This window comes from Stenotrophomonas genospecies 5, from assembly GCF_054473825.1.
Genome location: NZ_JBTMUW010000001.1, coordinates 2,783,840 through 2,806,236, shown reverse-complemented (window position 1 = coordinate 2,806,236; position 22,397 = coordinate 2,783,840). Strand labels below are relative to the sequence as shown.

Annotated in this window: 27 protein-coding genes; 13 read left to right on the top strand and 14 right to left on the bottom strand. The window is 64.0% G+C overall.

Annotated features, from left to right (window positions below; genetic code table 11):
• Positions 1-264 precede the first annotated feature (264 nt).
• Both ACX9OW_RS12895 and ACX9OW_RS12890 read left to right on the top strand, forming a co-directional pair.
• A complete protein-coding gene (locus ACX9OW_RS12895) occupies positions 265-1,179 on the top strand; it encodes an AAA family ATPase (protein ID WP_459062355.1) in 915 nt (304 codons plus the stop codon).
• Positions 1,113-1,949 (top strand): ATP-dependent nuclease, encoded by an 837-nt coding sequence (locus ACX9OW_RS12890; RefSeq protein WP_459062354.1) that lies wholly within the window; start codon positions 1,113-1,115, stop codon positions 1,947-1,949. Before ACX9OW_RS12895 ends, ACX9OW_RS12890 begins: the two co-directional genes overlap by 67 nt.
• 207 nt (positions 1,950-2,156) lie before the next feature.
• Here ACX9OW_RS12890 and ACX9OW_RS12885 read toward each other — a convergent pair whose 3' ends face one another.
• The 3 genes from ACX9OW_RS12885 to ACX9OW_RS12875 all read right to left on the bottom strand — a co-directional run bounded on the left by ACX9OW_RS12885 (position 2,157) and on the right by ACX9OW_RS12875 (position 5,213).
• Positions 2,157-2,825 (bottom strand): HAD family hydrolase, encoded by a 669-nt coding sequence (locus ACX9OW_RS12885; RefSeq protein ID WP_459062353.1) that lies wholly within the window; start codon positions 2,823-2,825, stop codon positions 2,157-2,159.
• Positions 2,826-3,089: 264 nt separating this feature from the next.
• Complete coding sequence (locus tag ACX9OW_RS12880; RefSeq protein ID WP_196769920.1) at positions 3,090-3,893, bottom strand: type I restriction enzyme HsdR N-terminal domain-containing protein; 804 nt, start codon at positions 3,891-3,893, stop codon at positions 3,090-3,092.
• Between the two features lie 384 nt (positions 3,894-4,277).
• Positions 4,278-5,213 (bottom strand): LysR family transcriptional regulator, encoded by a 936-nt coding sequence (locus tag ACX9OW_RS12875; RefSeq protein WP_459062352.1) that lies wholly within the window; start codon positions 5,211-5,213, stop codon positions 4,278-4,280.
• A gap of 99 nt (positions 5,214-5,312) precedes the next feature.
• Here ACX9OW_RS12875 and ACX9OW_RS12870 point away from each other — a divergent pair, with 99 nt between their 5' ends.
• Both ACX9OW_RS12870 and ACX9OW_RS12865 read left to right on the top strand, forming a co-directional pair.
• A complete protein-coding gene (locus tag ACX9OW_RS12870) occupies positions 5,313-5,639 on the top strand; it encodes a nuclear transport factor 2 family protein (RefSeq protein ID WP_065174462.1) in 327 nt (108 codons plus the stop codon).
• The gene (locus ACX9OW_RS12865) at positions 5,636-6,418 is read left to right on the top strand and encodes an SDR family oxidoreductase (protein ID WP_414487718.1); all 783 of its coding nucleotides are present in this window, start codon (positions 5,636-5,638) and stop codon (positions 6,416-6,418) included. Before ACX9OW_RS12870 ends, ACX9OW_RS12865 begins: the two co-directional genes overlap by 4 nt.
• Before the next feature lie 25 nt (positions 6,419-6,443).
• On the opposite strand, the gene ACX9OW_RS12860 is transcribed toward ACX9OW_RS12865, so the two are convergent.
• Positions 6,444-7,061 carry a hypothetical protein gene (locus ACX9OW_RS12860; protein ID WP_414487719.1) on the bottom strand — a complete coding sequence of 206 codons (618 nt, stop codon included), beginning with the start codon at positions 7,059-7,061 and terminating at the stop codon, positions 6,444-6,446.
• A gap of 178 nt (positions 7,062-7,239) precedes the next feature.
• On the bottom strand, positions 7,240-7,632 hold the full coding sequence (locus ACX9OW_RS12855) for a DoxX family protein (RefSeq protein ID WP_065174465.1): 393 nt from the start codon (positions 7,630-7,632) through the stop codon (positions 7,240-7,242).
• Between the two features lie 183 nt (positions 7,633-7,815).
• Here ACX9OW_RS12855 and ACX9OW_RS12850 point away from each other — a divergent pair, with 183 nt between their 5' ends.
• Positions 7,816-8,223, top strand: a complete 408-nt coding sequence (locus ACX9OW_RS12850; protein ID WP_065181602.1) for a hypothetical protein — start codon at positions 7,816-7,818, stop codon at positions 8,221-8,223.
• Between the two features lie 52 nt (positions 8,224-8,275).
• Here the strand turns inward: ACX9OW_RS12850 and ACX9OW_RS12845 are convergent, their stop codons facing one another.
• The 5 genes from ACX9OW_RS12845 to ACX9OW_RS12825 form a co-directional block, all read right to left on the bottom strand.
• Complete coding sequence (locus ACX9OW_RS12845) at positions 8,276-9,031, bottom strand: SDR family oxidoreductase (protein WP_065181603.1); 756 nt, start codon at positions 9,029-9,031, stop codon at positions 8,276-8,278.
• Positions 9,032-9,283: 252 nt separating this feature from the next.
• Positions 9,284-9,925 (bottom strand): glutathione S-transferase family protein, encoded by a 642-nt coding sequence (locus ACX9OW_RS12840; protein WP_065181604.1) that lies wholly within the window; start codon positions 9,923-9,925, stop codon positions 9,284-9,286.
• A gap of 74 nt (positions 9,926-9,999) precedes the next feature.
• Complete coding sequence (locus tag ACX9OW_RS12835; RefSeq protein ID WP_065174468.1) at positions 10,000-10,572, bottom strand: cysteine hydrolase family protein; 573 nt, start codon at positions 10,570-10,572, stop codon at positions 10,000-10,002.
• 3 nt (positions 10,573-10,575) lie between these two features.
• Complete coding sequence (locus ACX9OW_RS12830; RefSeq protein WP_459062351.1) at positions 10,576-11,214, bottom strand: DUF6766 family protein; 639 nt, start codon at positions 11,212-11,214, stop codon at positions 10,576-10,578.
• A 99-nt stretch (positions 11,215-11,313) separates the two neighbouring features.
• Positions 11,314-11,508, bottom strand: a complete 195-nt coding sequence (locus ACX9OW_RS12825; RefSeq protein ID WP_053517152.1) for a hypothetical protein — start codon at positions 11,506-11,508, stop codon at positions 11,314-11,316.
• A gap of 157 nt (positions 11,509-11,665) precedes the next feature.
• On the opposite strand from ACX9OW_RS12825, the gene ACX9OW_RS12820 reads away from it, so the two are divergent.
• From ACX9OW_RS12820 to ACX9OW_RS12810, 3 genes are all read left to right on the top strand, one after another.
• Positions 11,666-12,829 (top strand): zinc-dependent alcohol dehydrogenase, encoded by a 1,164-nt coding sequence (locus ACX9OW_RS12820; RefSeq protein WP_459062350.1) that lies wholly within the window; start codon positions 11,666-11,668, stop codon positions 12,827-12,829.
• Positions 12,830-12,836: 7 nt separating this feature from the next.
• The gene (locus ACX9OW_RS12815; RefSeq protein ID WP_459062349.1) at positions 12,837-13,331 is read left to right on the top strand and encodes a hypothetical protein; all 495 of its coding nucleotides are present in this window, start codon (positions 12,837-12,839) and stop codon (positions 13,329-13,331) included.
• 125 nt (positions 13,332-13,456) lie between these two features.
• Positions 13,457-13,885: a BLUF domain-containing protein gene (locus ACX9OW_RS12810; RefSeq protein ID WP_111186234.1), complete on the top strand. Its 429-nt coding sequence runs from the start codon at positions 13,457-13,459 to the stop codon at positions 13,883-13,885.
• A gap of 42 nt (positions 13,886-13,927) precedes the next feature.
• On the opposite strand, the gene ACX9OW_RS12805 is transcribed toward ACX9OW_RS12810, so the two are convergent.
• Positions 13,928-14,320 (bottom strand): response regulator, encoded by a 393-nt coding sequence (locus ACX9OW_RS12805; protein ID WP_053517160.1) that lies wholly within the window; start codon positions 14,318-14,320, stop codon positions 13,928-13,930.
• Positions 14,321-14,511: 191 nt separating this feature from the next.
• On the opposite strand from ACX9OW_RS12805, the gene ACX9OW_RS12800 reads away from it, so the two are divergent.
• The 4 genes from ACX9OW_RS12800 to ACX9OW_RS12785 all read left to right on the top strand — a co-directional run bounded on the left by ACX9OW_RS12800 (position 14,512) and on the right by ACX9OW_RS12785 (position 17,097).
• Positions 14,512-14,850 (top strand): hypothetical protein, encoded by a 339-nt coding sequence (locus ACX9OW_RS12800; RefSeq protein ID WP_459062348.1) that lies wholly within the window; start codon positions 14,512-14,514, stop codon positions 14,848-14,850.
• 252 nt (positions 14,851-15,102) lie between these two features.
• Positions 15,103-15,576 (top strand): BLUF domain-containing protein, encoded by a 474-nt coding sequence (locus tag ACX9OW_RS12795; protein ID WP_459062347.1) that lies wholly within the window; start codon positions 15,103-15,105, stop codon positions 15,574-15,576.
• Positions 15,573-16,343 carry a DUF72 domain-containing protein gene (locus tag ACX9OW_RS12790; protein WP_164151271.1) on the top strand — a complete coding sequence of 257 codons (771 nt, stop codon included), beginning with the start codon at positions 15,573-15,575 and terminating at the stop codon, positions 16,341-16,343. The genes ACX9OW_RS12795 and ACX9OW_RS12790 overlap by 4 nt, the downstream gene beginning before the upstream one ends.
• The gene (locus ACX9OW_RS12785) at positions 16,336-17,097 is read left to right on the top strand and encodes a DNA-formamidopyrimidine glycosylase family protein (RefSeq protein ID WP_164151269.1); all 762 of its coding nucleotides are present in this window, start codon (positions 16,336-16,338) and stop codon (positions 17,095-17,097) included. Before ACX9OW_RS12790 ends, ACX9OW_RS12785 begins: the two co-directional genes overlap by 8 nt.
• On the opposite strand, the gene ACX9OW_RS12780 is transcribed toward ACX9OW_RS12785, so the two are convergent.
• A complete protein-coding gene (locus ACX9OW_RS12780; RefSeq protein WP_053517173.1) occupies positions 17,098-17,376 on the bottom strand; it encodes a hypothetical protein in 279 nt (92 codons plus the stop codon).
• Positions 17,377-17,426: 50 nt separating this feature from the next.
• Positions 17,427-17,924, bottom strand: a complete 498-nt coding sequence (locus tag ACX9OW_RS12775) for a YciE/YciF ferroxidase family protein (RefSeq protein ID WP_065181611.1) — start codon at positions 17,922-17,924, stop codon at positions 17,427-17,429.
• Between the two features lie 458 nt (positions 17,925-18,382).
• Here ACX9OW_RS12775 and ACX9OW_RS12770 point away from each other — a divergent pair, with 458 nt between their 5' ends.
• Complete coding sequence (locus ACX9OW_RS12770; RefSeq protein ID WP_053517176.1) at positions 18,383-18,835, top strand: PA2169 family four-helix-bundle protein; 453 nt, start codon at positions 18,383-18,385, stop codon at positions 18,833-18,835.
• 83 nt (positions 18,836-18,918) lie between these two features.
• Here ACX9OW_RS12770 and ACX9OW_RS12765 read toward each other — a convergent pair whose 3' ends face one another.
• A complete protein-coding gene (locus ACX9OW_RS12765) occupies positions 18,919-22,272 on the bottom strand; it encodes an autotransporter domain-containing protein (protein WP_459062346.1) in 3,354 nt (1,117 codons plus the stop codon).
• Positions 22,273-22,397 lie beyond the last annotated feature (125 nt).

Genomic DNA, 22,397 nt, shown 5'->3' with positions numbered 1-22,397 from the left:
CCCCATTCGGTGCAGGGATTCGCAGGTGGCCGCATGATCCCTCAGTGCCCCCGACAGCCTCCCTGGCCTGCTGCTGGCCCGTGCGCAGGTAGCGCAGAAAGGCAACCTATGAGGTGCGCAGGTGTGGCGGGGAGACAAGTGCGCACGTCTGCACCCGGACGGTGGAGCAAGTACCCTGGGCTGTTGTTCGTCCGTCAATAAAATGTCGTGGAAGTTGTCAACGATTTGAGGCAGTCTTTGGCGAACCTACAAGCGAGTTCCCAAATGCAGATCGTGACGTTTGAACTGAGCAACTATCGGAGTATTCAGCGCACGGAAAAACTTGCGTTGGGCAATCCGACGGTTATCGTCGGTCCAAACAACGAGGGCAAGAGCAACATCATCCGGGCCATGGTCACCTGCGTGCGATTCCTTTGTGCTTCGCCTCGTGAAACTCTGCTTACCCGAACCTGGGGCTACGATTGGAACAGGGACTTTCCTATATCACTGCAGGCCAAGCAGCCGAAGGGGCAGTCTGTCTTTCACATTGAGTTCCAGCTTGATGAGAAGGAGCGTGCTGAGTTTCGCAAAGTCGTTGGTAGCAAGAACAATGGTCGTCTAAAGATTGAAATCAAGCTTGGGGACAACGCCCCTCCGGCTTTCGATGTGCTAAAGCAGGGGGGGGGTAAGGAATTGATGATCCAACGGGCTCACAAGATTCGTGAGTTCCTGCGGCAGCATTTAAGAATTGAGCACATCCCGGCTGTGCGAACCGCGGATGAGGCTCGAAGGGTTATTCATCAGCTTATTCAGGATGATCTGGCTCAGATCGAAAGCTCTCCAGCGTACAAGCAAGCACTGCATGCAATCACGGTTCTCCAGAAGCCGATTCTCGACCATTTGGGGAAGAGTCTGACAGCGAGTCTCAAAGCTTTTCTTCCCGACATAAAGCGCGTCACCGTTTCCGCTGAGCAGGAGGCGAGACAGCGAGCGCTTAGATCAAGCTACAACATCACGATCGACGACGGTACTGCGACTCTCTTAGATAAGAAGGGAGATGGCGTGCAGAGTTTGGCTGCGCTAGCCTTGATGAAGCATGCAGTTACGCCGCAGCAGGGGGGGGCGCATCTTTGGTGCTGGCAATCGAGGAGCCAGAATCGCATCTTCATCCGAGTGCGATTCATCGACTTCAGGAGGTGATTGCCGACCTGAGCAAAGAGCACCAAGTGATCATCACGACGCATTGTCCGTTGTTCATTGATCGAAAGGACGTGTCAAAGAACATTATCGTTAATGAGAAGCGCGCTAGAGCATCGAAGTCTGTGCAAGAGATTCGAGACGCGCTTGGAGTCCGCGTATCAGACAATCTTAGAAATGCAGAGTTTGTGCTGATCGTCGAGGGGGAGTCAGATCGTCATCTGATCACTTCACTACTGCACCATTGCTCGGCGTCGCTGGGTAAAGCGTTAGACTCAGGAATGCTAGCTGTCGATTCTCTTTCAGGTGCAAGCAATCTGACCTATAAGCTTCAACTCTTGCGCGATTCCATGTGCCGCTGTTTGGTGCTTCTGGATAGGGACAAAGCGGGTGATGAAGCGAAGCGAAAAGCAATCGACGCAGGCTTGATTGCAGCAGCAGACGCGTTCCAGTTGGCTCGTCAAGGGGGCAAGGAGGCGGAGCTTGAGGATTTCATTGATGAGGGTTTGTATGCGGGCCTTCTTAAGAACGAGTACGGCGTCGACCTCAGCAAGCCATCGACCAAAGAGGGTCGTATGAAGTGGTCGGATCGCCTTACCGCGATTGCCGCTCGGCAGGCACACCCTCTCTCAGACATGGATGTAATGTCGATCAAGGTGAAGATCGCCGCTCTGGCCACAGCGGCACCTGCTGTAGCACTCAAGGCGTGGCAACGAGAACCCATCGATGCTGTGATTGCGGAACTGGAGGCCAGGCTCGACCCCCAGCAGTGAGGGTAAGGGTGAGCTTGTAGCTTACAAACTGGCCACAGGTTGGCGGCAACTGTGTTCAGGGTTCGCGAAGGAGTTAAATAAATCAGCGATATGTGGATTCAATGCGATTGATGGTAGGCCCACCAATCGCCCGTCTGGAAGCGTCCGAATCACTCCAGAAGATCTCCGAAAGCGCTGGCCTTCTCATTCTGCGCCGCTGCGCCGCACTTATCGCCAATTGAGAATTTTCATCTTGCTCGCAAGAGCAGCTTCAAGGCGGGTCACGCATTCAGGCTTTGGGTCGATCAGGAAACGTTCTGCAGCAAGCTTCAGAACTGGAAGGTCTGCACGATGGTCGGTATAGGCGACTGCCCAAGGCGGGGCGAATCCTCGTGCAGCAAGCATCGGAATCTTGTTTGGCCCGTAGCAATGTTGATCTTGAACGAGGCCGCCAAGGAACGGGCGGACGGTAGAGGCCACCAGCGGCACCTGCTCGAGTCCCGCATGCCGCAGAAGAGCTGATGCCAAGGCATCAAGGCACCCCGTGGCGATCACTACCTCGTCACCCCGTTCCATGTGCGCCTGTAGGCGTTCTACGCCGGCGGGGAGGAGTACGGACTCACTACCCAACGGAAGGGTTTGAATGAACTCTTCGACCAGAGCCGGAAGCGCATCCGGCTTGCGGCCAATGGTGGAAACCCATACTGCAAATCGGATTGGCCATCTCTGTGTGAACCCGGTCAGCAGGAGCGGGGCAAGTGCGGGCAGGGCGGCAAGCAGCACTGCCATACGCGCTGGGCTACGCCGAAGCAGCCATCTGAAAAATTGGTCTGCCGTGTCCCAGCGGGTCAGGGTGAGATCGAAATCAAATACAACGACTGGCGGTTTTGAGTGCATTGGATTTGAGTTGCGGCGGTTCTGCGCTAGTTCTGGGAAGCATCGCGCGGGCAGATCTGATGGTTGCGGGCAGGCTTCTGGCAACCCGTCTCAATAGGAAAATGCGGCGGGAGCTGAGTGCCTGCAACGGCTTCTTTCATCCCGACCCGCCGGTCAGATGGGCGGCCTCCCTTGAGCGGCCGCCCCCACTAATGACCTCGCCGGCGCGAAAGGGGTATCGCGCCTTGGCATGAAGCTGGGGAAGCGTTGCGCGCTCCCTAGGAGCTAGCCCGTTACTGGCTCTCGCGCAGTGTCGGGCGAAACAGCGTTCTTTGCCTTCGATTTGGCATTCTTGGAGACGGCGCGGCGTATGCGCTGCTGGGCATCCTTCACCTTCTCTCCGTCCAGGACCTCGCGCTTCAGAATCTCATTGTTGAGAAGCTCGACAACTGCTTCCGACTCGATCTTCAGTTCCGGGAACAGACGGCGAAGCTCCCGGCGGATGACAGAAACGACCGGTTCACCGAGAACAACCTGCGCAACCGTGAATTTGTTGAGTACGGAGATGTGCTGGTGATACAGGCCCATTGCGTCAGAGGTGATTCCTTCTCTGCAGAGCAGGAACAATTTTCGCTGGTCTTCTTCGTTCTTCAGGTTGACATCTGCTATGCAGAACGATGAGACGAGTTCGTACTCGATGGGTTGGCCGAACTTGATTCTGTAGAGGCGCCATTCCAGAGCGTTGGTGAGCACGATCCACTCGATGCCCTCGTGGGCACCATAGTTGATGGCCTGGCGTAGATGTGTCTCGTTCAGCGAGATTGCTGCTGCTTTCACTTCGATCAGAACTCTGATCTTGCCATCGATTTTTACCGCCAGGTCGCAGAACGTTCCCCTGATCTGCTGCTCGCTAGTCAGTTCGTTGTACTTGTCGTAACCGAAGATGTCGGCAAGCATGTCCTTGACCAGAGTCACCGTATCGGCTTCAGACACATCCTTGGTCTTGTGGGAAATGGCGACCGAGACCAGCGACCTTACCGTTGTGGGCCACCTGTCCGAGACCTTCTTTGGAATCTTCAGCACATCCATGCTCCTTCCCGTTGTCGTCTGCGGATACTGATGCTTTGACCAGTCCCGCGCAATGGATTGCAAGGGGCCTGGGTACATCTGCTGCCGCCCAGGATGATCCTGCACCGATTCAGTAGCATCTTGAAGAACGGAGTCTGGAATAGGAGCCGGGCACTGCTTCAGGGGCCCCCGAGGATGACGAGATCGTCCTGACGCCTACGGAATGCATCTGCCTGATGAGGGCCGATACGGCTGTGGCCATTAGTCCATTGGGCTTGGTTCGGAGGCAACTCACAGGCCTATTCAAAGCGAATCAAGATGTGAGTCAAAGATCAGGGAGGGGGTCTATTTCTTTGAAATTCAATGAGATGGTCGGATTTTGTGAGTGCTGCGCCCACCCCATCCTCAGCGCAACCGCACCTCTGTCTGCTTCCCTCCATCGAATGGCCCGTGATCCAGAAGACAGTCGATGAAGGCGCCCAGCAGGGCGGGTCGATGCTGCCGGCTCGGGTAGTAGAGGAACAGCCCGGGACGCGAGATCGACCAGTCCGACAGGACCCGGACCAGCCGCCCCTGGGCCAGGAGTTCGCCTACGCCGTCCTGCTCGAAGTGATAGGCAATGCCGAGCCCACCCAGCGCAGCAGCAATGCCGACGTCAGCGTGATTGGTGATGACAGGGCCATCGACGGCTACATCGAGCCGATGCCCCTGCTTCTCGAACTCCCAGCGATAGTGCCTGCCATCCATCTCGAGTCGCCAGTTGATGCACGCGTGCTCGTGCAGCTCGGCCGGCGAGGTGGGGGTGCCTCGACGTGAGAGGTAGTCGGGGGATGCCACCGCCATCATCTTCATGTCGGGAGTGAGGCGGACGGCAACCATGTCCTTTTCGAGCTGGCCGCCGACGCGGATGCCTGCATCAAAGCGGCCCCGGACGATATCGGCCAGCGCATCGTCGACCACGATGTCGAGCACGACATCAGGATGCGCGCGATGGAAGCGCGCAAGCCGTGGGGCGATGACCGTCCTTGCCGCGATGCCCAGCGTGTTGATGCGCAGCGTGCCGCTCATCCGCCCCGTCGCCTCACCGGCATCCGCCACTGCAGCGGCCATCTCCCGGAACAGCGGGGCGATGCGCCTGTAGAGCAGTTCGCCCGTTGCCGAGGGTGCGACGCTGCGTGTGGTGCGATTCAGAAGGCGGGCGCCGATGCGACCTTCGAGCTGGCGGATCGTCTGGCTCAGCGCCGAAGGCGACAGGCCAAGATGCTCTGCGGCTCGCGCAAAACTCTGACGCTCCACGATGGCAACAAAGGCCCTGAGTTCAGCAAAGTCGGATCCGCGCATTATGTACTCGTTTCTAAAGAGCCCATCCGGATTCTAGGATATTCAATAAATTAGCCTGGGTGCGCATCCTACGGGCCATCCACCCGAGGAGACAGAAACGTGAGCGCCTTGACCCTTCCCGAGCCCATTGCGGCGTACTTCGCGGCAGAGCAGAACCCGGACGCCTTGACGCAGTGCTTCACGGCACACGCGGTGATGAAGGACGACGGACATACCTACGTGGGCATCGACGCCATCAAGGCGTTCATGGCCGAGGCAACGGCCCGGTACCACGCGACGAGTGTGCCGTTTGCCATCGAGCGGCAGGACGACATCCACAGGGTGCAGGCCGACGTCACCGGTGACTTTCCCGGCAGCCCGACGGTTCTGACGTACCGCTTTCGACTGGAGCGCGGCCGGATCGCATCGCTGGAGATCACGGCATGAACTTCGACCTCCAACTGAAGGACCTGAGGGCAGTGGTCACAGGAGGAACGCTGGGACTGGGGGCTGCCGTTGTGAAAACCCTGGCGGAGGCCGGAGCGCGCGTGACGACGTCCGCGCGCACCGTTCCCACCCAGACGCGCGAGGGCGTCACCTACGTCGCTGCCGACCTGTCGACCGCGGAAGGCACGGATCACCTTGCGCAGGCCGTCCTCCGGCAGTGGGGAGGTGTGGACATCGTGATCAATGTGCTCGGAGGCTCGAACACGCCCGGTGGTGGCTTCGCTGCCATTAGCGATGCGCACTGGTTCGCCGAGCTGAACCTGAATCTCATGTCCGCGGTGCGCCTGGACCGTGCACTGCTGCCCACGATGCTGCACCAGGGTTCGGGTGTGGTGATCCATGTCAGCTCGATCCAGCGCGTGCTGCCGCTGCCGGAGTCCACCACTGCGTATGCTGCGGCAAAGGGCGCTCTCACCACGTACAGCAAGTCGCTTGCCAGAGAGGTGACACCCAAGGGAGTGCGCGTACTGAGCGTTGCGCCGGGCTGGATCGAGACCGAGGCGTCCGTGGCGTTCGCGGCGAGGATGGCCGCAGAGGCCGGAACGGATTACGAAGGTGGCAGGAAGATCGTGATGGATTGGCTGGGCGGGATTCCGGTGGGTCGACCTGCCAAGCCACAGGAGGTGGCCGACCTGATCGCTTTCCTGGCCTCCCCGCGCTCCGCGTCGATCGCAGGGACGGAGTATCGGATCGATGGGGGTACGGTCCCCACCGTGTGATGAACGGGCTTGGCGTCGGCCACCCTCATTGGATCGCTGATGCGCTCCGGCTGACCGGCCCGGGCGCTGTCGGCAGCCGCTCGAAGGCAACGACCCGGCGCGAGAGCCATGGCCAGAACATCCGCCTGCGCAACAGCAGGCCGCGCACCTCATCCAGGCTTGCATGGAGCAGGCCGATGCGGTGCGCCAGCTCCTCCAGCGTACTGTCGGGCAGGCGCGCGAAGCCCTCCTGCTCGATATGCCAGTTGTCGGCGTACTCGATCAGCTGCACGCAGCGCATCTCCAGATGGATACGAGTGTGGATCACATCCCAGTCGATCAGCTCGTGCGTTGGAATCTGACGCAGCGAGTTGAGCATGTCCATGCCGCAGGTGCGGTGGTAGCGATACAGCTGTGTGTCGCCGGATCGATCCGTGGCCAGCTTCGCCGCCTGCAGGAACTGGAAGAGGGTGATGCCGCACAGTGTCAGCGAGGTGGTGATGCGGCGCTGGGTCTGCGAGCGGGACATCTGCCAGGGCACATAGATGGCAGCGAAGCCGATCACCACTGCCACCATCACCTGTGACCAGTCCGCCCATTCGCCGACCGGCAGGCAGGGACGGCCGATGATCCAGGGGCAGAAGGTATCCACCGTGTCGCTCATGCAGGACCTTGCGCGTTGCCGATCTGGAGCACCACGTAATCACAGGCCCGCCGATGCAGGCAAGGCAGGGGCCCGCAACCGGCGCGGTGTCGGGCGCCGGCGCAGATCGCGAAGGCGGGGGAGCGGTGAAAAACGACACGCTGCCACCCCCGTCAGCCTCAGATGGACGAGGGTGCCCTCATCCGCGACGCCGGCGACCATCGATGCTGTAGCGGCCGGCGCCGGTGCAGGCCAGCAGAATGAAGCCACCGGCGATGCCCATGTTCTTCAGGAACATGATCTGCTGGGTGGGATCGTTGAACTGGTGATGGAAGATGAAGGCGGTCACCAGGCTGAAGGCGGCCAGGACCGCGGCGACCAGACGGGTCTGGAAGCCCAGCAGGATGCACAGGCCGGTAATGATCTCGAATGCGATGGTCGGCCACAGCAGGATGCCGGGCACGCCCATCGTCTCCATGTAGCTCTGTGTGCCGGCCAGGTTGCCGAGTTTGCCAAGGCCGGAGACCAGGAACAGCAGCATCAGCAGTACGCGTGCAACGAGGATGGCAAGGGGAGGCGATGAGTGGTTCACGTCGATATCCTCAGGCGGAGACAGGCAGGGTGGCCGTGCGCGAGGGCACAGGAGATGGGCCGATCGGACTCCAGAGCCGGTGAAGCCCGCGTTGAGAGCATTGCGGGCACAGGGCTGCGGGGTGGGGTCATACGGCGCGTTTCACGCTACCCTGCGCGGGTCCGGCGACGAAGGAGGCACAGGATGGCAGACGATGGCGGCATGACGATTCCAGCGAAGATCCTGTACATCGCAGGCGCCGTGGCTGTGCTGGTGAGCCTGCTGGCGTGGTCGGTGGAGTGGAGCGGGCTGGCCTACGTCTGTCCCTATTGCCGTGTGCAGCGCACGGTCATCGGCGTGCTGGGGGTGCTGACCCTGTTCGCGCGGCCCGGCGGCATCGTCGTGCCCTGGCTCTCCTTCTCCGCGGGAGGCTTCGCGTTCGTGGTGGCGGCGATGCAGCACTTCAACGGCTGGAAGCGCATTTCCTCAGGCAGCTTCAGCTTCAACGCGCAGTGGTACATCGACCCGTGGTTGCTGTCGGGATGCGCGATGCTGATCCTGGTCGCGCAGTTGATGCTGGTGCAGGCGGCCTGCCGGCGCAGCGCGCGCTGAAGCCACCGCCGGCGTCTGCCGGCGGCGGCCTCCATTGCATTCCGTGCCTGCGCTAGGCTGGATTCATCAGTGCGAAGAGCGTGTCGTAGGTGCCATCGCGTTCGGCCCAGCGTCGTGCCTGGTCCGGCTCCAGCAGCAGCTCACCCCGCGGGTGGTCCCCGCGCTCGAGCTTCAGCAGAACCTGCTGCACGTACTCCTGCACGGGCATCGCGCGCGGGTCGGTCGCCTGCGCCTCACCCGTCAGTTCGGTCTGCACGTACGGGGGCGACAGTTCAAGCACCTCCACCGGCAGATGGCGAAGCTGATGACGCAGCGATACCAGCCACGAATGCAGGAACGCCTTGCTGGCGCAGTAGGTCGGGAAGCTGGCCAGTGGCAGGAAGGCGAGCGCAGAACCGGTGGCCATCAAGGTGGCGCTGCGTTGTTGTGTCAGCAACGGCAGGAACGTGGCCACGGTGCGGAGCACCCCCAGGATGTTGGTGTCGATGATGGCTTCGGCATCGAAGTCGTCCCAGTGTCCGCTGGCCAGGTTTTCCGGGCGGGAGATGCCCGCGTTGGCGATGAGCACGTTGAGGCCGGGGAAGCGGGCATGGACGATCTCGGCCAGGTCCGCCAGTGATGCAGGATCGCCCAGCTCCAGCGGCAGGGCGACGAGGCCCGGGCGCTGCTCGCCGATCGCCTGCAGCAGTGCCCGGTCGCGGCCGGTGATGATGACCTGGTTGCCGCGGTCGTGCAGCGCTTCGGCCAATGCACGGCCGATGCCGCGGCTGCCGCCGGTGATGAGGATGGTGTTGCCGGTGAGGTTCATGGGAGTGCCTTTCCAGAGGGTCTTGGGAAAGGCCACGGCGTGATGCATCCACTCCCGCAGGAGCGAAGGGCAGGGCAGTACCGTGGCGCCTGTCGCCCGGGTTTCCTCTGCTGAGGCCCTCCCGGCTGTGGGCGCGTTGGATGACGATAACGCCTGCGGCAGCGCCGTTGCGGGGCTGCGGCGCAGACTGTAGGGCGCAGCCTGGTGAGGCGTCAACCGTGTCGGCGCATCGGGGTCCCGCCCGATGCAGGGCTACCGGCTCTGGAAGACCGCCCGCTGGGCGGCGAATGCGCGCTGGTAGGCAGGGCGTTCCGTGGCCCGCGCCAGGTAGGCGGCCAGCGTCGGATACCCGCCGATCATGCCGCTGCTTTGAAGACGCAGCAGCACCGCCACCATCATCAGGTCGCCAACGCTGAATTCGTCCTCCAGCCAGGTCCTGTCGCCCAACCATGCCGACAGCTGGGACAGCCGTGCGTGCACGCGCTCGTCCAGCATCACCTGCCGCTGCGCATACCAGGGCTGCTCGCGTTCCAGCAGCCATGCCATGGATCGCTCGACGATGGGCGGCTCGACGGTGTTCAGCGCAGCGAACATCCACATGATCGCGCGCATGCGGGCGCTGTCCCCGGCCGGCAGCAGGCCACGATGGCGCTCGGCCAGGTGCAGCAGGATCGCGCCGGATTCGAACAGCACCCGCTCGCCTTCCTGGTAGGTGGGGATCTGCCCGAAGGGGTGGCGCGCCAGATGGGCCGGCTGCTTCATCTCGGCAAAGGACAGCAGCTGGACGTCATAGGCCACGCCCAGTTCTTCCAGTGCCCAGCGCACGCGCATGTCGCGGGCCAGGCCCTGGCCGCGATCGGGCGAGGTGGCGAAGGCAGTGAGGATCGGGGTCATCGGAGGTGCTCCGGCCGGCGGGAGGCCTGCCTTCCCTGTGTCGACGAACGGCAGGACCGGAAATCGACGGTTGCTCAGCGCTGCGCTCGCCGCGGCGAGGACAGCAGCCCGGCAACCGTCTCGATCCGTGCGGCGCCTGAACGCTCCAGCGTCTGCAGTGCCACTCTCCTGCGTGCTGGCAGCGCCGCGGTGGCATCAGCCACCACGGTTACTTCGAACTCCCGCGCGTTGGCATCCAGCGCGGTCGCCAGCACGCAGGAATCGGTCGCCATGCCGGTGAGCCACAGGTGGCGGACCCCCAGTTTGGCCAGCAGGATCGGCAGGGGAGTGGCGAGGAACGCCGAGTGCTTCGGTTTGAGCACGAAATAGTGGTGAGGGGCCGGCGCCAACATGTCCGCGATGCGCGCGGCACTGCCACCGTCCCGCCTGCACTGCTCCACCTGCTGGCGGAAATCCCGTTGCCAGTCGGAGAAGTTGTCGTTGGCATGGATCACCGGCCAGCGGCGGGCATCGCAATGGTCACGCACCCTGCGGATGCGGGTCGCGGCCCGCTCCGCCAGGGGCGCCAGCGCGCCAGCGTCGGGAAAATCGAAGCGGCTGAACATGTCGATGACCAGCAGTGCGGTCGTGGCATTCCGGCGTGGCATGGCTCAGTCTCCGGTCTGCGCATGCGGCGCCTGCACGGGCTTGGACTGCGGGGAATCCTTCTGCCGCAGGAAGATGGTCAGCACGACCAGGGCCAGTACCGCCAGGAATTCGCTTTGCCAGTTCTGCATGGACTCGAACCAGAACGTGCTGCTGGTCAGATGTTCCAGGAAGGACGGTGGGGGAAGCCCCTGCAACTGCTGTTCAACCTGTTCCGCCTTCCAGCTGCCGACGGCATGCAGACTGAAGCTGACCAGGAAGAGCAGTCCGAAAGCGATCGCCAGTGAATGTCCATAGAGCGTCTTCCATAGACCGCCACGCAGCACCGGCCAGGGTGTCGGGCCGGGCTCGATCCGTGCGTGTTCCTGTGCAGGGTCAAGTGGGCGCGATTCCGCAGAGCCGCGCTGGCGCAGGCTGACGGTGAGCAGCACGTACATGCCCATCTGCAGGAATTCGCTTTCCCAGTTCTCGAAGGTGGCACTGATGAAGTGGCCGCTGGCCAGGTAATGCCACAGATCCAGCGGCGCGCGGCCGTGGTGGACCAGCTCTTCGTTGTGCACCTGCAGTCCTGACAGTGCCTGGCCAGCAATGAACAGCACGGTCAGAGCCAGCAGAACCAGTGACAGACCGTTCCGCTTCCACATGCAGCACCTCGCCATGCAGATCCTATGGGGATGCGGTGAGCTTGCGTGGCCGGTCAAGAAACATCCGTGAATCCCGCGCATGCGGTCCGTGAGGCGGACTCAGCGATGGCGCTTTCCGGTGGGGTCCGGATCGAGCCGTTCATAGTCATCCGGGCGCGCCTTGGGGCCATCGCCATCGTCAGGCATGTCGTGCTCCTTCCATCTGGCGTTGTCGTTGCGGCGCTTGTCGGGTGTATGTGCCTTGGCCTGGTCATCGACATCGACGGTGGGGTTGAACGGCAGCTTGTTGCTCATGGCAGTCTTTCCGTAGATGGTGGATGGAGGCTTCAGCGTGCGCGCGTGAGGGTTAACGCAATGGTGCAGCCGAATGAACATCCTGCACACCGTGTGGTCACTCTGGCCGCAGGGGGAGTGCTGCGATCCTGCCGGTCCGTTCCCTTGGAGAAGCACCATGCAGGCACTGACCTATCACGGCCGCAGGGATGTGCGCGTCGAGACAGTTCCCGATCCGGTGCTGGCGCAGGATGACGATCTCATCCTGCGCGTGACCGCGACAGCCATCTGTGGCTCGGACCTGCACCTGTATCGCGGCAAGATCCCGGACCTGCATGATGGCGATGTGCTCGGCCATGAATTCATGGGCATCGTGGAAGAGGTCGGCAGCGGCGTTACCCAGGTGCGCGCCGGTGACCGCGTGGTGATCCCGTTCGTGATCGCCTGCGGTGAGTGCTTCCATTGCCGCCTGGCCGAGTATGCCGCCTGCGAGACCACCAATCCCGGCAAGGGGGCGGCGCTCAACCAGAAAGGCTTGCTGCCTCCTGCAGCGCTGTTCGGCTACAGCCACCTGTACGGGGGCGTGGCCGGGGGGCAGGCTGAATTTGTCCGCGTGCCCAAGGCCAACATCGGCCCGCTGCGGATTCCGGACGGTGTGGCGGACGAGCAGGTCCTGTTCCTGTCCGACATCCTGCCCACCGGCTACCAGGCTGCACTCAACGCCGGCATCAGGCCGGGCTCGACCGTGGCCATCTTCGGAGCGGGTCCAGTCGGCCTGATGAGCGCAGCATGCTGCCGCCTGCTGGGTGCGGAAACCATCTTCATGGTCGACCATCTGTCCTACCGGCTGGACTATGCACGGGATGCCTACGGCGTCATTCCGATCGATTTCAGGGACATTCCGGATCCTGCCGATCACATCCTCAGCCAGACCAGTGGCCGGGGCGTGGATGCCTGCATCGAGGCCGTCGGATTCGAGGCCGAAGGCAGTGCACTGGAAACAGCGCTGACCACCGTCAAGCTGGAAGGCAGCAGTGGCGTGGCGATCCGGCAGTGCATCGCGGCCGCGCGAAGAGGCGGCGTGATCAGCATTCCCGGCGTCTATGCCGGTTTCATCCACGGCTTCCTGCTCGGCGATGCTTTTGACAAGGGCCTGACTTTCAAGATGGGACAGACGCATGTGCAGGGCCTGATGCCGGAACTGCTGGATGCCATCATGGAGGGCCGCCTCGACCCGGGCGACATCATCTCCCACCGCATGCGGCTGGCCGACGCCGCACAGGGCTACGCGATGTTCGATGCCAAGGACGATGACTGCCGCAAGATCGTGCTTACGCCGTGAGGGCAGCATGAGCGCCTCGGCCATCATGGTCCTGTACGTGCTGTGGCTTGCCGCAGGCACGGTGGACTTCCACTTTCATCGCCGCACCGATCTGCCCCACACCTCGGGCCTGCGCGAGAGCACGCTGCATGGGGTGCAGCTGGGGCTTGTGGGGAGTGGCGTGCTGGCCTGGCTGCTGCTGGCCGAAACGCGGGCGCTGGCGCTGTTGCTTACCGTGCTGGCCGCCGCTCATGCGATTGCAGGGTATCTCGATACCGCCAGCGCGGATGGCCGGCGACGCATCAGTCCGGCCGAGCAGCATGTGCACAGCGTGCTGGATGTGGCACCGTGGCTGTTCGTGCTTTGGGTGGCCCATCACGCTGAACCTTCGTGGGCACTGCAATGGCGCCCGGCGCCGGCGCAGGAGTGGGTGCTCACGCTGCTGCCGGCGGTGGTGGTTGTGTTCTCATGGCTGTGGGAGCTGCTGCACTGCCTGCGCTCAGCCCGGTCTCTGTCGCGATGACGCCGCGTTGCGGCCGCCAACACGAGTATGAATGCAGCGGAGTGTGACCGGGTCACGGTACGCGTACACAGGCGGTGAACGGGAGGCACGATAGGCTCGGCGTTTGTGGGAGCAGGAGCCGGAGCGTGCCGAACAGAGCCATCGTCTACATCAGTGAGGCCAGCGAGGGCTTCACGACCGGGAAGCTGGAATCCCTGATGGCCGACGCCGCGCGTTTCAATCGAGGCGCGGGCGTAACCGGTGTGCTGCTGTTTGATGGGCAGCGGTTCCTGCAGTACATGGAAGGCCCACCGGATGGACTGGAGGTGGCCTACTCACGGGTGACGGGTGCCAGCAGCCATGGTGGCATCATCGAGTTGGCCCACGGTCGAGTCGGTCAGCGCCGGTTGCCGTTCTGGCCAATGCGATGCCTGCATACAGAGTCGGACATCCTGCGGGACATCGCCCGGGCGGACTGGACCAGCTTCATCCTGCGCGCTGCCGACGGTCACGAGGATGCAACGGCGATGGAGCGGCTGCTTGCCGTGGTCGAGCCCTACGCCCGCGCGGCCTGAGCCGCCCTCGGCGGAGCGCGTTTCGCTGCTGCACGATCTGGTTCAGCGCTGGCCTCCCGCCGCCGTATCGCTGCAGAGTGTCTGACGGACAGCGCGTTGCAGGCCCTCGATGTGGAACGGCTTGGCGACGAAGGGGGCACGCCGGTGGCGTGCAGGTACCAGCTGGTCGTACACCGCGGAGACGAACAGGTAGGGAATCTTCAGTTCGGCCAGGCGGTCGGCTACCGGAAACACCACGCCATCGCGCAGTTCCACATCCAGTACCGCGCCATCGAACCGTTGACGGTCCAGCAGGCCGAGGGCATCAAACACGCTGTAGGCATGGGTGACGTGGTCGCCACTGTCCTCAAGTGCCTGTTCCATCAGTGCCGCCAGATCGAACTGGTCCTCCACCAGAAGCAGATTGCAGGGAGGCTGGCCGGTCGTGCGAGGCATGAGGTAGGTCTATAGAGCCGTGGGGACGACAGTGTCCGCCGCAGGCCATCAAGGCGATGCGGAGATGATGTGGTGTCGACGCGAAGCCGCGCGTGCCGTGCAGGCAGCGTGCACGGACGGGCCGGCAACGTTGACGATGCCTTGGCGATCACTGTGGATACTGCCGCCGTCCCCGCACGAGGAGTCGCCCAATGAACGCTTCCGGATCCCTGTCTGCGCCCCAGGTGCTGCGCGTGGAAAGCATGCCGCTCGCCTGCGGTGGCATGGCAGTCGTCGTCGAACTTGACGGGGTGCCCTCCCGCGCCTGGATGAAGTCGCTGAAGCGGGCACTGCTGTTGGCAGACGGTCTCGACGGCGCACAGGCCAAGTTCGATGGCCGCTGCGTCTACGTGGTGGGCATGGAGGTCACGCAGCGTCGAGCCGAGCATCGGGTCATGCAGGTGCTGTCCGCTGCGGAGGGTCGGCCGGCCGCTGCCGCGCGCACGTACACGATGCCGCCTGCGGCTCCCTCATCCGTGCTGCAGGCCTGAGCGCGCATCGGCGGCAACGGGCAGGGCGACGGGCTGGAGCACCACTGCAACGAAGCGAAACCGCGATTGCTGTTGCCCGGGTTCCGGTTCTGGTCGGCCCTGGAATGTCTCCCGTGTTGGGCTGCCGTATACCTCATGCCATCTCCTCGAGTGCGGAGTCGACCCCACACTTGAACGCAGCCTCCACGCCGAAGTCACCGGACCTTCGGTGGCCAAGGCTAAGGTAGAGCCAACTGCAACCCTCGGTGCCCCATGCCTCTGCGTGCGATTGCCTATGCGAGCGAAGCCGTTGCCTCATTGAGCGCGGAACGGCTGCGCGGTCTCGTCAACGACGCGGTGGCATTCAATGAAGCAGCGGACATCACCGGCGTGCTTCTGTTCGATGGCCATCGCTTCCTTCAGTATCTGGAGGGGCCACAGCAGGGCGTGGACGCCGCGTGGCGGCGCATCCTCGACAGCAGCAGCCATCAAAGTGTGGTCGAGCTCAACCGCGGTCGTATCGGTCGCCGCCAGTTCTCGCACTGGCGGATGGGTTGGCTGCAGGTGGAGCACACGGCACTCGGCAGGGTGGCCCTGTCCGACTGGACCGGGTTCGTGCGCAGCACGGCCAGCGGAATTCCGACCAGCGCGCTGGACAGGCTGCAGCTGTTGACGGCGCCTCTCCTGCGAGCCGATCAGGGCGGACCGATGATGCAGGCTGCGCCTGCTGATGGGAACGGGTCATGAGCGCTGGGCTGGAACCGCACCCTGCCGGAACGCGGATACGCATCGGTTGCGCAGGATGGTCCCTGTCGGCGGCGGATCGCTCCAGCTTCGGTGGAGGTGACAGTCTGCTGCAGCGCTACGCCACGCGCCTTTCCCTGGTCGAGATCAACTCCTCGTTCTATCGCCCGCACCTGCCCCAGACCTATCGGCGCTGGGCCGCTTCCGTTCCGGACGATTTCCGCTTCACGGTGAAGATGCCGCGTTCCATCTCGCACGAGCAGCGGCTGCGCGGTGCCGGCCCGCTGCTCGACCCGTTCCTGGCTGCGGTGGAAGAACTCGGCAGCCGGTTGGGTGCGCTGCTGTTGCAGTTGCCTCCCAGCCTGGCGTACGAGCCGCAGCACGTCGAACCGTTTCTGCACGATCTGCGTCGGCGCACGCGCAGGCCGGTGGCGTGCGAGCCTCGACATCCGTCCTGGTTCAGTGCCGAGGTGGATGCGCTGCTGGCGGTCAATGACATCGCGCGCGTGGCGGCGGACCCGGCGCGGGTCGCGCAGGCGGGCGAGCCGGGCGGGGCCCGCGGCTGGAGCTATTGGCGATGGCACGGCCAGCCGGATATCTATCGCAGCGCTTATGACGAGACCACACTGGCACGGCTGGCCGGGCTGCTCGGGGACCGCGCGCGTGCCGGCCATTGCGCCTGGATGATCCTGGACAACACGGCGCAGGGCCATGCGGTCAGCAATGCACTGCGATTGCAGGCACTGCTCGGAGAACACGGCCATGCCTGAAGGCCCTTCCATCGTGCTGCTGCGCGAGGCCGCCGAGATGTTCACCGGCCAGATACTGCGACATGTCGGGGGCAACAGCCGGATTGACCTGTCCATGCTTGCAGGGCAGCGCGTACGATCCGTGCGCAGTTGGGGGAAGCACTTCCTGCTGGAGTTCGGCACGCATACCTTGTGGATCCATCTGATGCTATTCGGCAGCTGGCGTATCGATGAGCGCAAGCCTTCGCCTCCGCGCGTATCGCTGAGGTTCGATGCCGGCGAACTGAACCTCTATGCCTGTTCGGTCAAACTCATCGACGGCCCGTTGGAAGAAGCCTACGACTGGCGCACCGATGTGATGAGCGATGCGTGGGACCCCCGGCTCGCGCGCCGCCGCCTGAAAGCGATGCCTGACGTCCTGGTGTGCGACGCACTGCTGGACCAGAACGTTTTTGCCGGCGTTGGCAACATCATCAAGAACGAAGTGCTGTTCCGGATCGGCGTACACCCGGCCACGCGTGTGGGTGACCTGCCGCCGCGCAGGCTGGGATCACTGATCCGCGAAGCCAGGACCTACAGCTACGAGTTTCTGGAATGGAAGCGTCGCCACGAGCTCAAGAGGCACTGGCAGGTGCATGCCAAACGCAGCTGTCCGCGATGTGGCGGCCCCGTCAGCAAGCAGTATCTGGGCAGAACCCGGCGACGCAGCTTTTTCTGTCCCCGCGATCAGGTCCTGTTCGGCGATCCCGGGCCGGCCGGTATCCGCCAGCGGTGATCAACAGGGGGGAGGGAGGGGGGCCTGCCTCTGGCGATGCCGCGCCAACACCTGCCCAAGCAGAGCCGTCGCCAACAGAAGCAGATTGGTCACCACGAAGACGCTGCTGCCCAGCATCAGGCTGTAGAGGGTGAACAGCGCCGAGGCCACCATCTGGCCTGCGAACAACCATCGTGAAAGTGTCTCGGGATGTGGCGAACGCCACTGCTTGACCATCTGCCTGAGCAAGGTGGCGACCAGCACAAGGGTCGCCATCCAGCCGATGATATCCGGATGCATCGGGATCTCCTGTTGCCGCCGCCGTCCCTGGCGGCGTATCGCAGTGGAACTCAGGCGGCCTGTGCTGCCTTGGCGTTGCCACCCCCCTTGGCCAGCAGGGTCAACTTCTCGTCGGTCGACTTTTCTTCGGCCAGTGTTTCCAGCAGCAGGGGGAGCGCGTCCTTGTAGCCCAGCTGCTTGGCCAGCGCGGCGATGGTGCCGTACGACGCAATCTCGTAGTGCTCGACTTTCTGGGCGCCACCGATCAGTGCGGCATCACGCACCGGTCCCTTGTCGATGCTGTCGATGACTTCCTTGCCTTCCTCCACCAGCCCTTCCATCGCTGCACACTTGATGCGCTTGAGACGGATGCCCAGCGTCTCGACCACCTGGTCGATCCGCTCGATCTGGCCCTGGGTTTCCTCCAGATGGGTTTCGAAGGCGGCGGCGAGATCCGGATTCTCGGCCGCACGGGCAAGGCGGGGCAGGGCTTTGGTCAGCTGCTTCTCGGCGCTGTAGATGTCCGAAAGTTCGTGGATGAACAGGTCTTCGGCAGTCTTGATGGCCATGTGCGGCTCCAGTCGGGAAGGAATGATGACCCTAGCGGGCCCGGCGTTGATGCCCGGCGTACATGCGGTGAGCGCGATATCGCTGTCCACCGGCATGGTCCATGCAGGGCCCTCACATGTGCACGCGCGATGCACATGGCGTGCACGTGCCGACGCTGGCGTATGCATCAGGCTGCCAGCGTCCGCATCGACAGGAGAAGACACGATGAACACGCCAGGAAAACCGACGCCGAGCTGGCGACAAGGGAAGGTGCTGCTGGGAGTGCTGGCCGCCGTGCTGGTGATTACCGGGATCATCCTTTTCGTGCCCTGGTAGCGGCGGTCAGGCCGCGTTGAGCGACGTGATGCATGCATCAAACGACGCTCACCCCGGGGCCACATTCCTTTGTCCAAGGTAGTGATGCAGGCAACGCACACCGTTGTCCGTTCCCAACGAATCTGAACTTCAGGAGCAGAACATGAGCACCCAGTCCACCATCGAACATCGTCTCAACGACCTGATCGAGATCGCACGCGACGGCAAGTCGTTCTACGAAGAGGCGGCCACGAAGGTGAAGGATGCCGAGCTGGCGGCACTGTTCACCCGCATTGCCGGCGTCAAGGGCCGCATCGTGTCGGCACTCAGTGGCGCGGTTGCGGCCACCGGTGGCAAGCCCGCAGAGCACGGCACCCTGGTCGGCTCGATGCAGCAGTTCTACGGCAAGGTGCGCGCAGCGTTCGGCGACACCAACTATGGCTACGTGGCCGAGCTGGAAGAATCGGAAGACCGCCTGCTGGCAGCTTTCAAGGACGCGCTGAAGGATGAGGGCCTGCCGCCGGCGGTACGCCAGGAAGTGACCCAACTGCTGCCGGAAGTGCAGGAATGCCACAACGTGATGCGTGCGCGGAAGCACGCGATGAAGGCAGCCTGATCGCGCGGGCTGCATTCTCCGGAGAAAAAAAGGGGCGGCCCCAGGCCGCCCCAATGCTCTTCAGCAGGTAAGTTGAACGTGGATCAGAAGCGCACGGACCAGCGCGCCGTGGCGCCATGGTCACGGCTCTCGCTGCCGAACTGGCCGCTGTAGCCCAGCTCCAGCGACTGCCGCGGGGTCAGCCACGCGGACAGCCCCAGCTCGGCCACGACAGCGCTGTCGGCGATCGGCGCTCCGCTGACGGCGAACGCGCCGCCACCGTTGGCGAAGGCGAGGTTGGCCACCTGGCTGCGGTCGCCGGAGGCCCGGCGATAACCCACCGCGCCACGCAGGTGCAGCCAGCTGTCCTGCTGGAAGGATGCCTTCAGACCCTTGTCGAAGCGCAGCCCGGCGGTCGCCACGGTAGTACGGGTGTCTTCCACTTCGCCCTGCAGTGCGGCGGCGCCGCCCCGCTCGTTGATGCGCTTCAGGTCCACTTCGACGCGGGCAACCTGCAGGTAGGGCTCCAGGCCGCCTTCATCAGAGCCGAAACGGTAGCCGGCTTCGAGGAAAGCCTGGCGGGTACGGGCGTCATAACGGCCGGTGAGCGTGTCGCTGAATCCTGCGAACGCCAGCTCGCGGGTGCTCTCTGCCTCGTGCTTGCTCCAGGCCACGCCACCGCGCAGACCGAAGCCGCCCCAGCTGTGGCTGGCGTAGGCACTGACGTGGGTGTTGTCGATCTTCGACTTGGCACGGCGGTCGCGTTGCTTGACGTCGGTACGGCCGGTGCCGGCCAGCACGCCGGCCTGCCAGCCATCGAACTCGCGGTCAATACCGACCAGCAGGCCGTTGCTGTTGGCGTCGGTGCGCGCGGTTTCGACATCGCCATCGAGCTTGCCGTTGCCGCCGATCGCCTGTACCCACGCACCGGTCGCGTCGCCGGTGCTGCCCGGCGACGCATTGCCCGCACGCCGCGACAAGGCTGCATCACGCACGTAGCGGCTGCTCTCGACCAGCACCAGCGGCGTGGCGGCATGCAGCTCGCCGCTCAGGCCGTCCAGCGCGGCGCCGACCTGGGCGGGGAACAGCTGGGTCAGCGGCCGGGGCAGGCCCTGGTTGATCGCCAGGCCATCGGCTACGCCAGCGACGGCGCGCTGGTTGCGCGTGGTGGCCGCGGTGGCCAGCAGCGCACCCCGGGCCACGTCGATGCGCGCACCATTGGCGCTGTAGGCCAGGCTGAACTGCAGGAACGGCGAGAATGCACTGAAGTCGGTACGGGCGAACTGACCGTTGATGCCACCGTCGGCGCGCAGGATGTTGAACTGCTCACCCAGGTAGTACACGCCCGGTTCGGGCAGCGCGACCAGTGTGCCGTCCAGCGTGGCGGTGCCGGTGACGTGCAGCTGGTCGCTGCGGCCTCCCGGCGCCAGTTCAGACGCGAACACACCGGTAGCGCCCTGCACATAGTCACCGTTGACGGTCAGCGTGCCGATCGAATTGCCCGGCGCGATGATGCCGTCGACCCGGGTGGTGCCCAGGGTGCCGACACCCTTCAGCAGGCCATTGGCGCCTACGGTGGTATTACCGCCGGTCTGCGTACCGTTGAAGGAGATCACGCCGCCATCGACCACCAGGTTGCTGTGGTCCAGCACGCCGCCGGCGCTGACCGTGCTGACGCCGCCGGTGGTGTTCAGGGCGGTGGAGACCAGCGAGCCGTTGAGCAGGAACTGGCCCCCCTTCACCTCCACTGCCGAGGTGAGCGTGTTGGCGCCATTCAATTCCAGGACGCCCTCGTTCACCACCGCACCGTTGAAGCTGTTGTCGCCGCTCAGGCGCAGCCAGCCGATGCCGGACTTGGTCAGCTTGCCGGGGCCACCGATGTCGTTGGTCCAGTCATCCCAGGCCTCGCCTTCCCAGACCTTCAGGCCACCGGCCTTCTGGTTCATCACCACATCGGTGTCCACGCGCAGCGAGCCGAAGCCTTCGATGGCCTTGCGCAGGTCGACCATGCCCCAGCCGTAGATCTCATCGATGCCCGGATCGCCCAGATCGCGGGCGGTCGTCAGCAGCACGTCGCGGACCTGTGCGTTGTCCAGGTAGGGGAAGCGCTCAAACAGCAGCCCGAGGGCGCCGGTGATGTGCGGCGCCGCCATCGAGGTGCCCGTCTTCAGGCCGTAGGTGTACTCGGTGTTCTCGCTGTCGATGATCAGCCGCAGGTACTCGCTGGTTTCCTCGACGCGTCCCTGGATCTCACCGGAGACGATGGTGCTGGCGATGTCGGTGCCCGGGGCGGAGATGCACCAGTTGGCGGCGGCACCGCAGATGCTGGAGCTGTCGTCGAGCACATAGTCGGTTTCGCCATCGTCGGCGACCGGCTGGCGCACGTTGGCCACGGCCAGCCAGTAGGGTTCGATCTCCGGCTTCCAGCGGGGCAGGGCCGCAGTGATGCCCGCGACGGCCCCGCTGCCGTTGCCGGCCGACCACACCTGGATCAGGGTCGACCCGGGGGCAGCGTCGCTGCCTGCGTAGATGCTGCCGTAGACGTCGTAATCCGCGCCAATCGCGGCGTACTGGCGGTCGAGCGCCGCGGCACTCATGTTGCGGGTCGAGATGCCCCAGCTGTGGTTGATGGCGCGCACGCCCTGCGCCTGGATCTGCGCATACATGTCCAGTACGGCGTCGTCGTCCGGGTCGGTGCGGTACACCGCGCGGGGGCGATAGAAACCATCCGGATCCAGGCGCCACTCATAGTAGGTGTCACCGAACACGCGCGCTGCCGTCAGGTCGGCACCGAAGGCCACGCCATGCATGCCGGTGCCGTCGCGGTTGGCGCCGATGGTGCCCAGCACGTGGGTGCCATGATCGGCGTAGCTGAAGCCGTAGGGCAGGCCGGCCGCGATCAGGCGACCGGCGAGCGCCGCCGGCACCCCGGCACCGAGGCCGTAGTAGTTGTAGCCGGGTTGTTCGCCGCGGGTCTGCGCGCAGGCCCCTTCGCCGGCGACGATCCCCGCCGTCGCGCAGTCCGGGCCGATGGTGATGCTGGTGGTGTTGCGGCCGGCGAATTCCGGGTGGGCCAGCGCCGAGCCGGAATCGAACAGCGCCAGGCGTACACCCTGGCCGGTCAGGCCGCGGGCATAGGCATGGTCGGCCCCCATCGCGGCCAAGCCCCAGTCGGCATTGAACTCGTCGCTGTGCCAACTGGCGGCGTCGCCCGCATTGCCCAGGACCGGGGTGGACGTGGCCTGCGCCGAAGCACCGACGGTTGCGTCCGTCCGTGCACCGCCTGGCTGGGCCCACGCCGCCTGCAGCTGGCGCTGCCGTTGCCAGGCATCGAGTGAATCGGAGGCCATCGCCGGCAGGGCGGCTGCCAGCAGCAGGGAGCTGGCCACCGCGAGTGCCAGCGGGCGTTGCAAGGGGGAACGGGAGCGGGACGAACGGCCATGCAGCGGGTGATTCATCAGGCAAACTTCCTTGATTGACGGTCTACCCAGCCGCTAACTGTCCTGGATGCGTTTCACCCCCAGCGATGTGACGGAAATTTTGTTAACGCGTTAATGTTTTGTGACGAAAGCCACACTTTTTT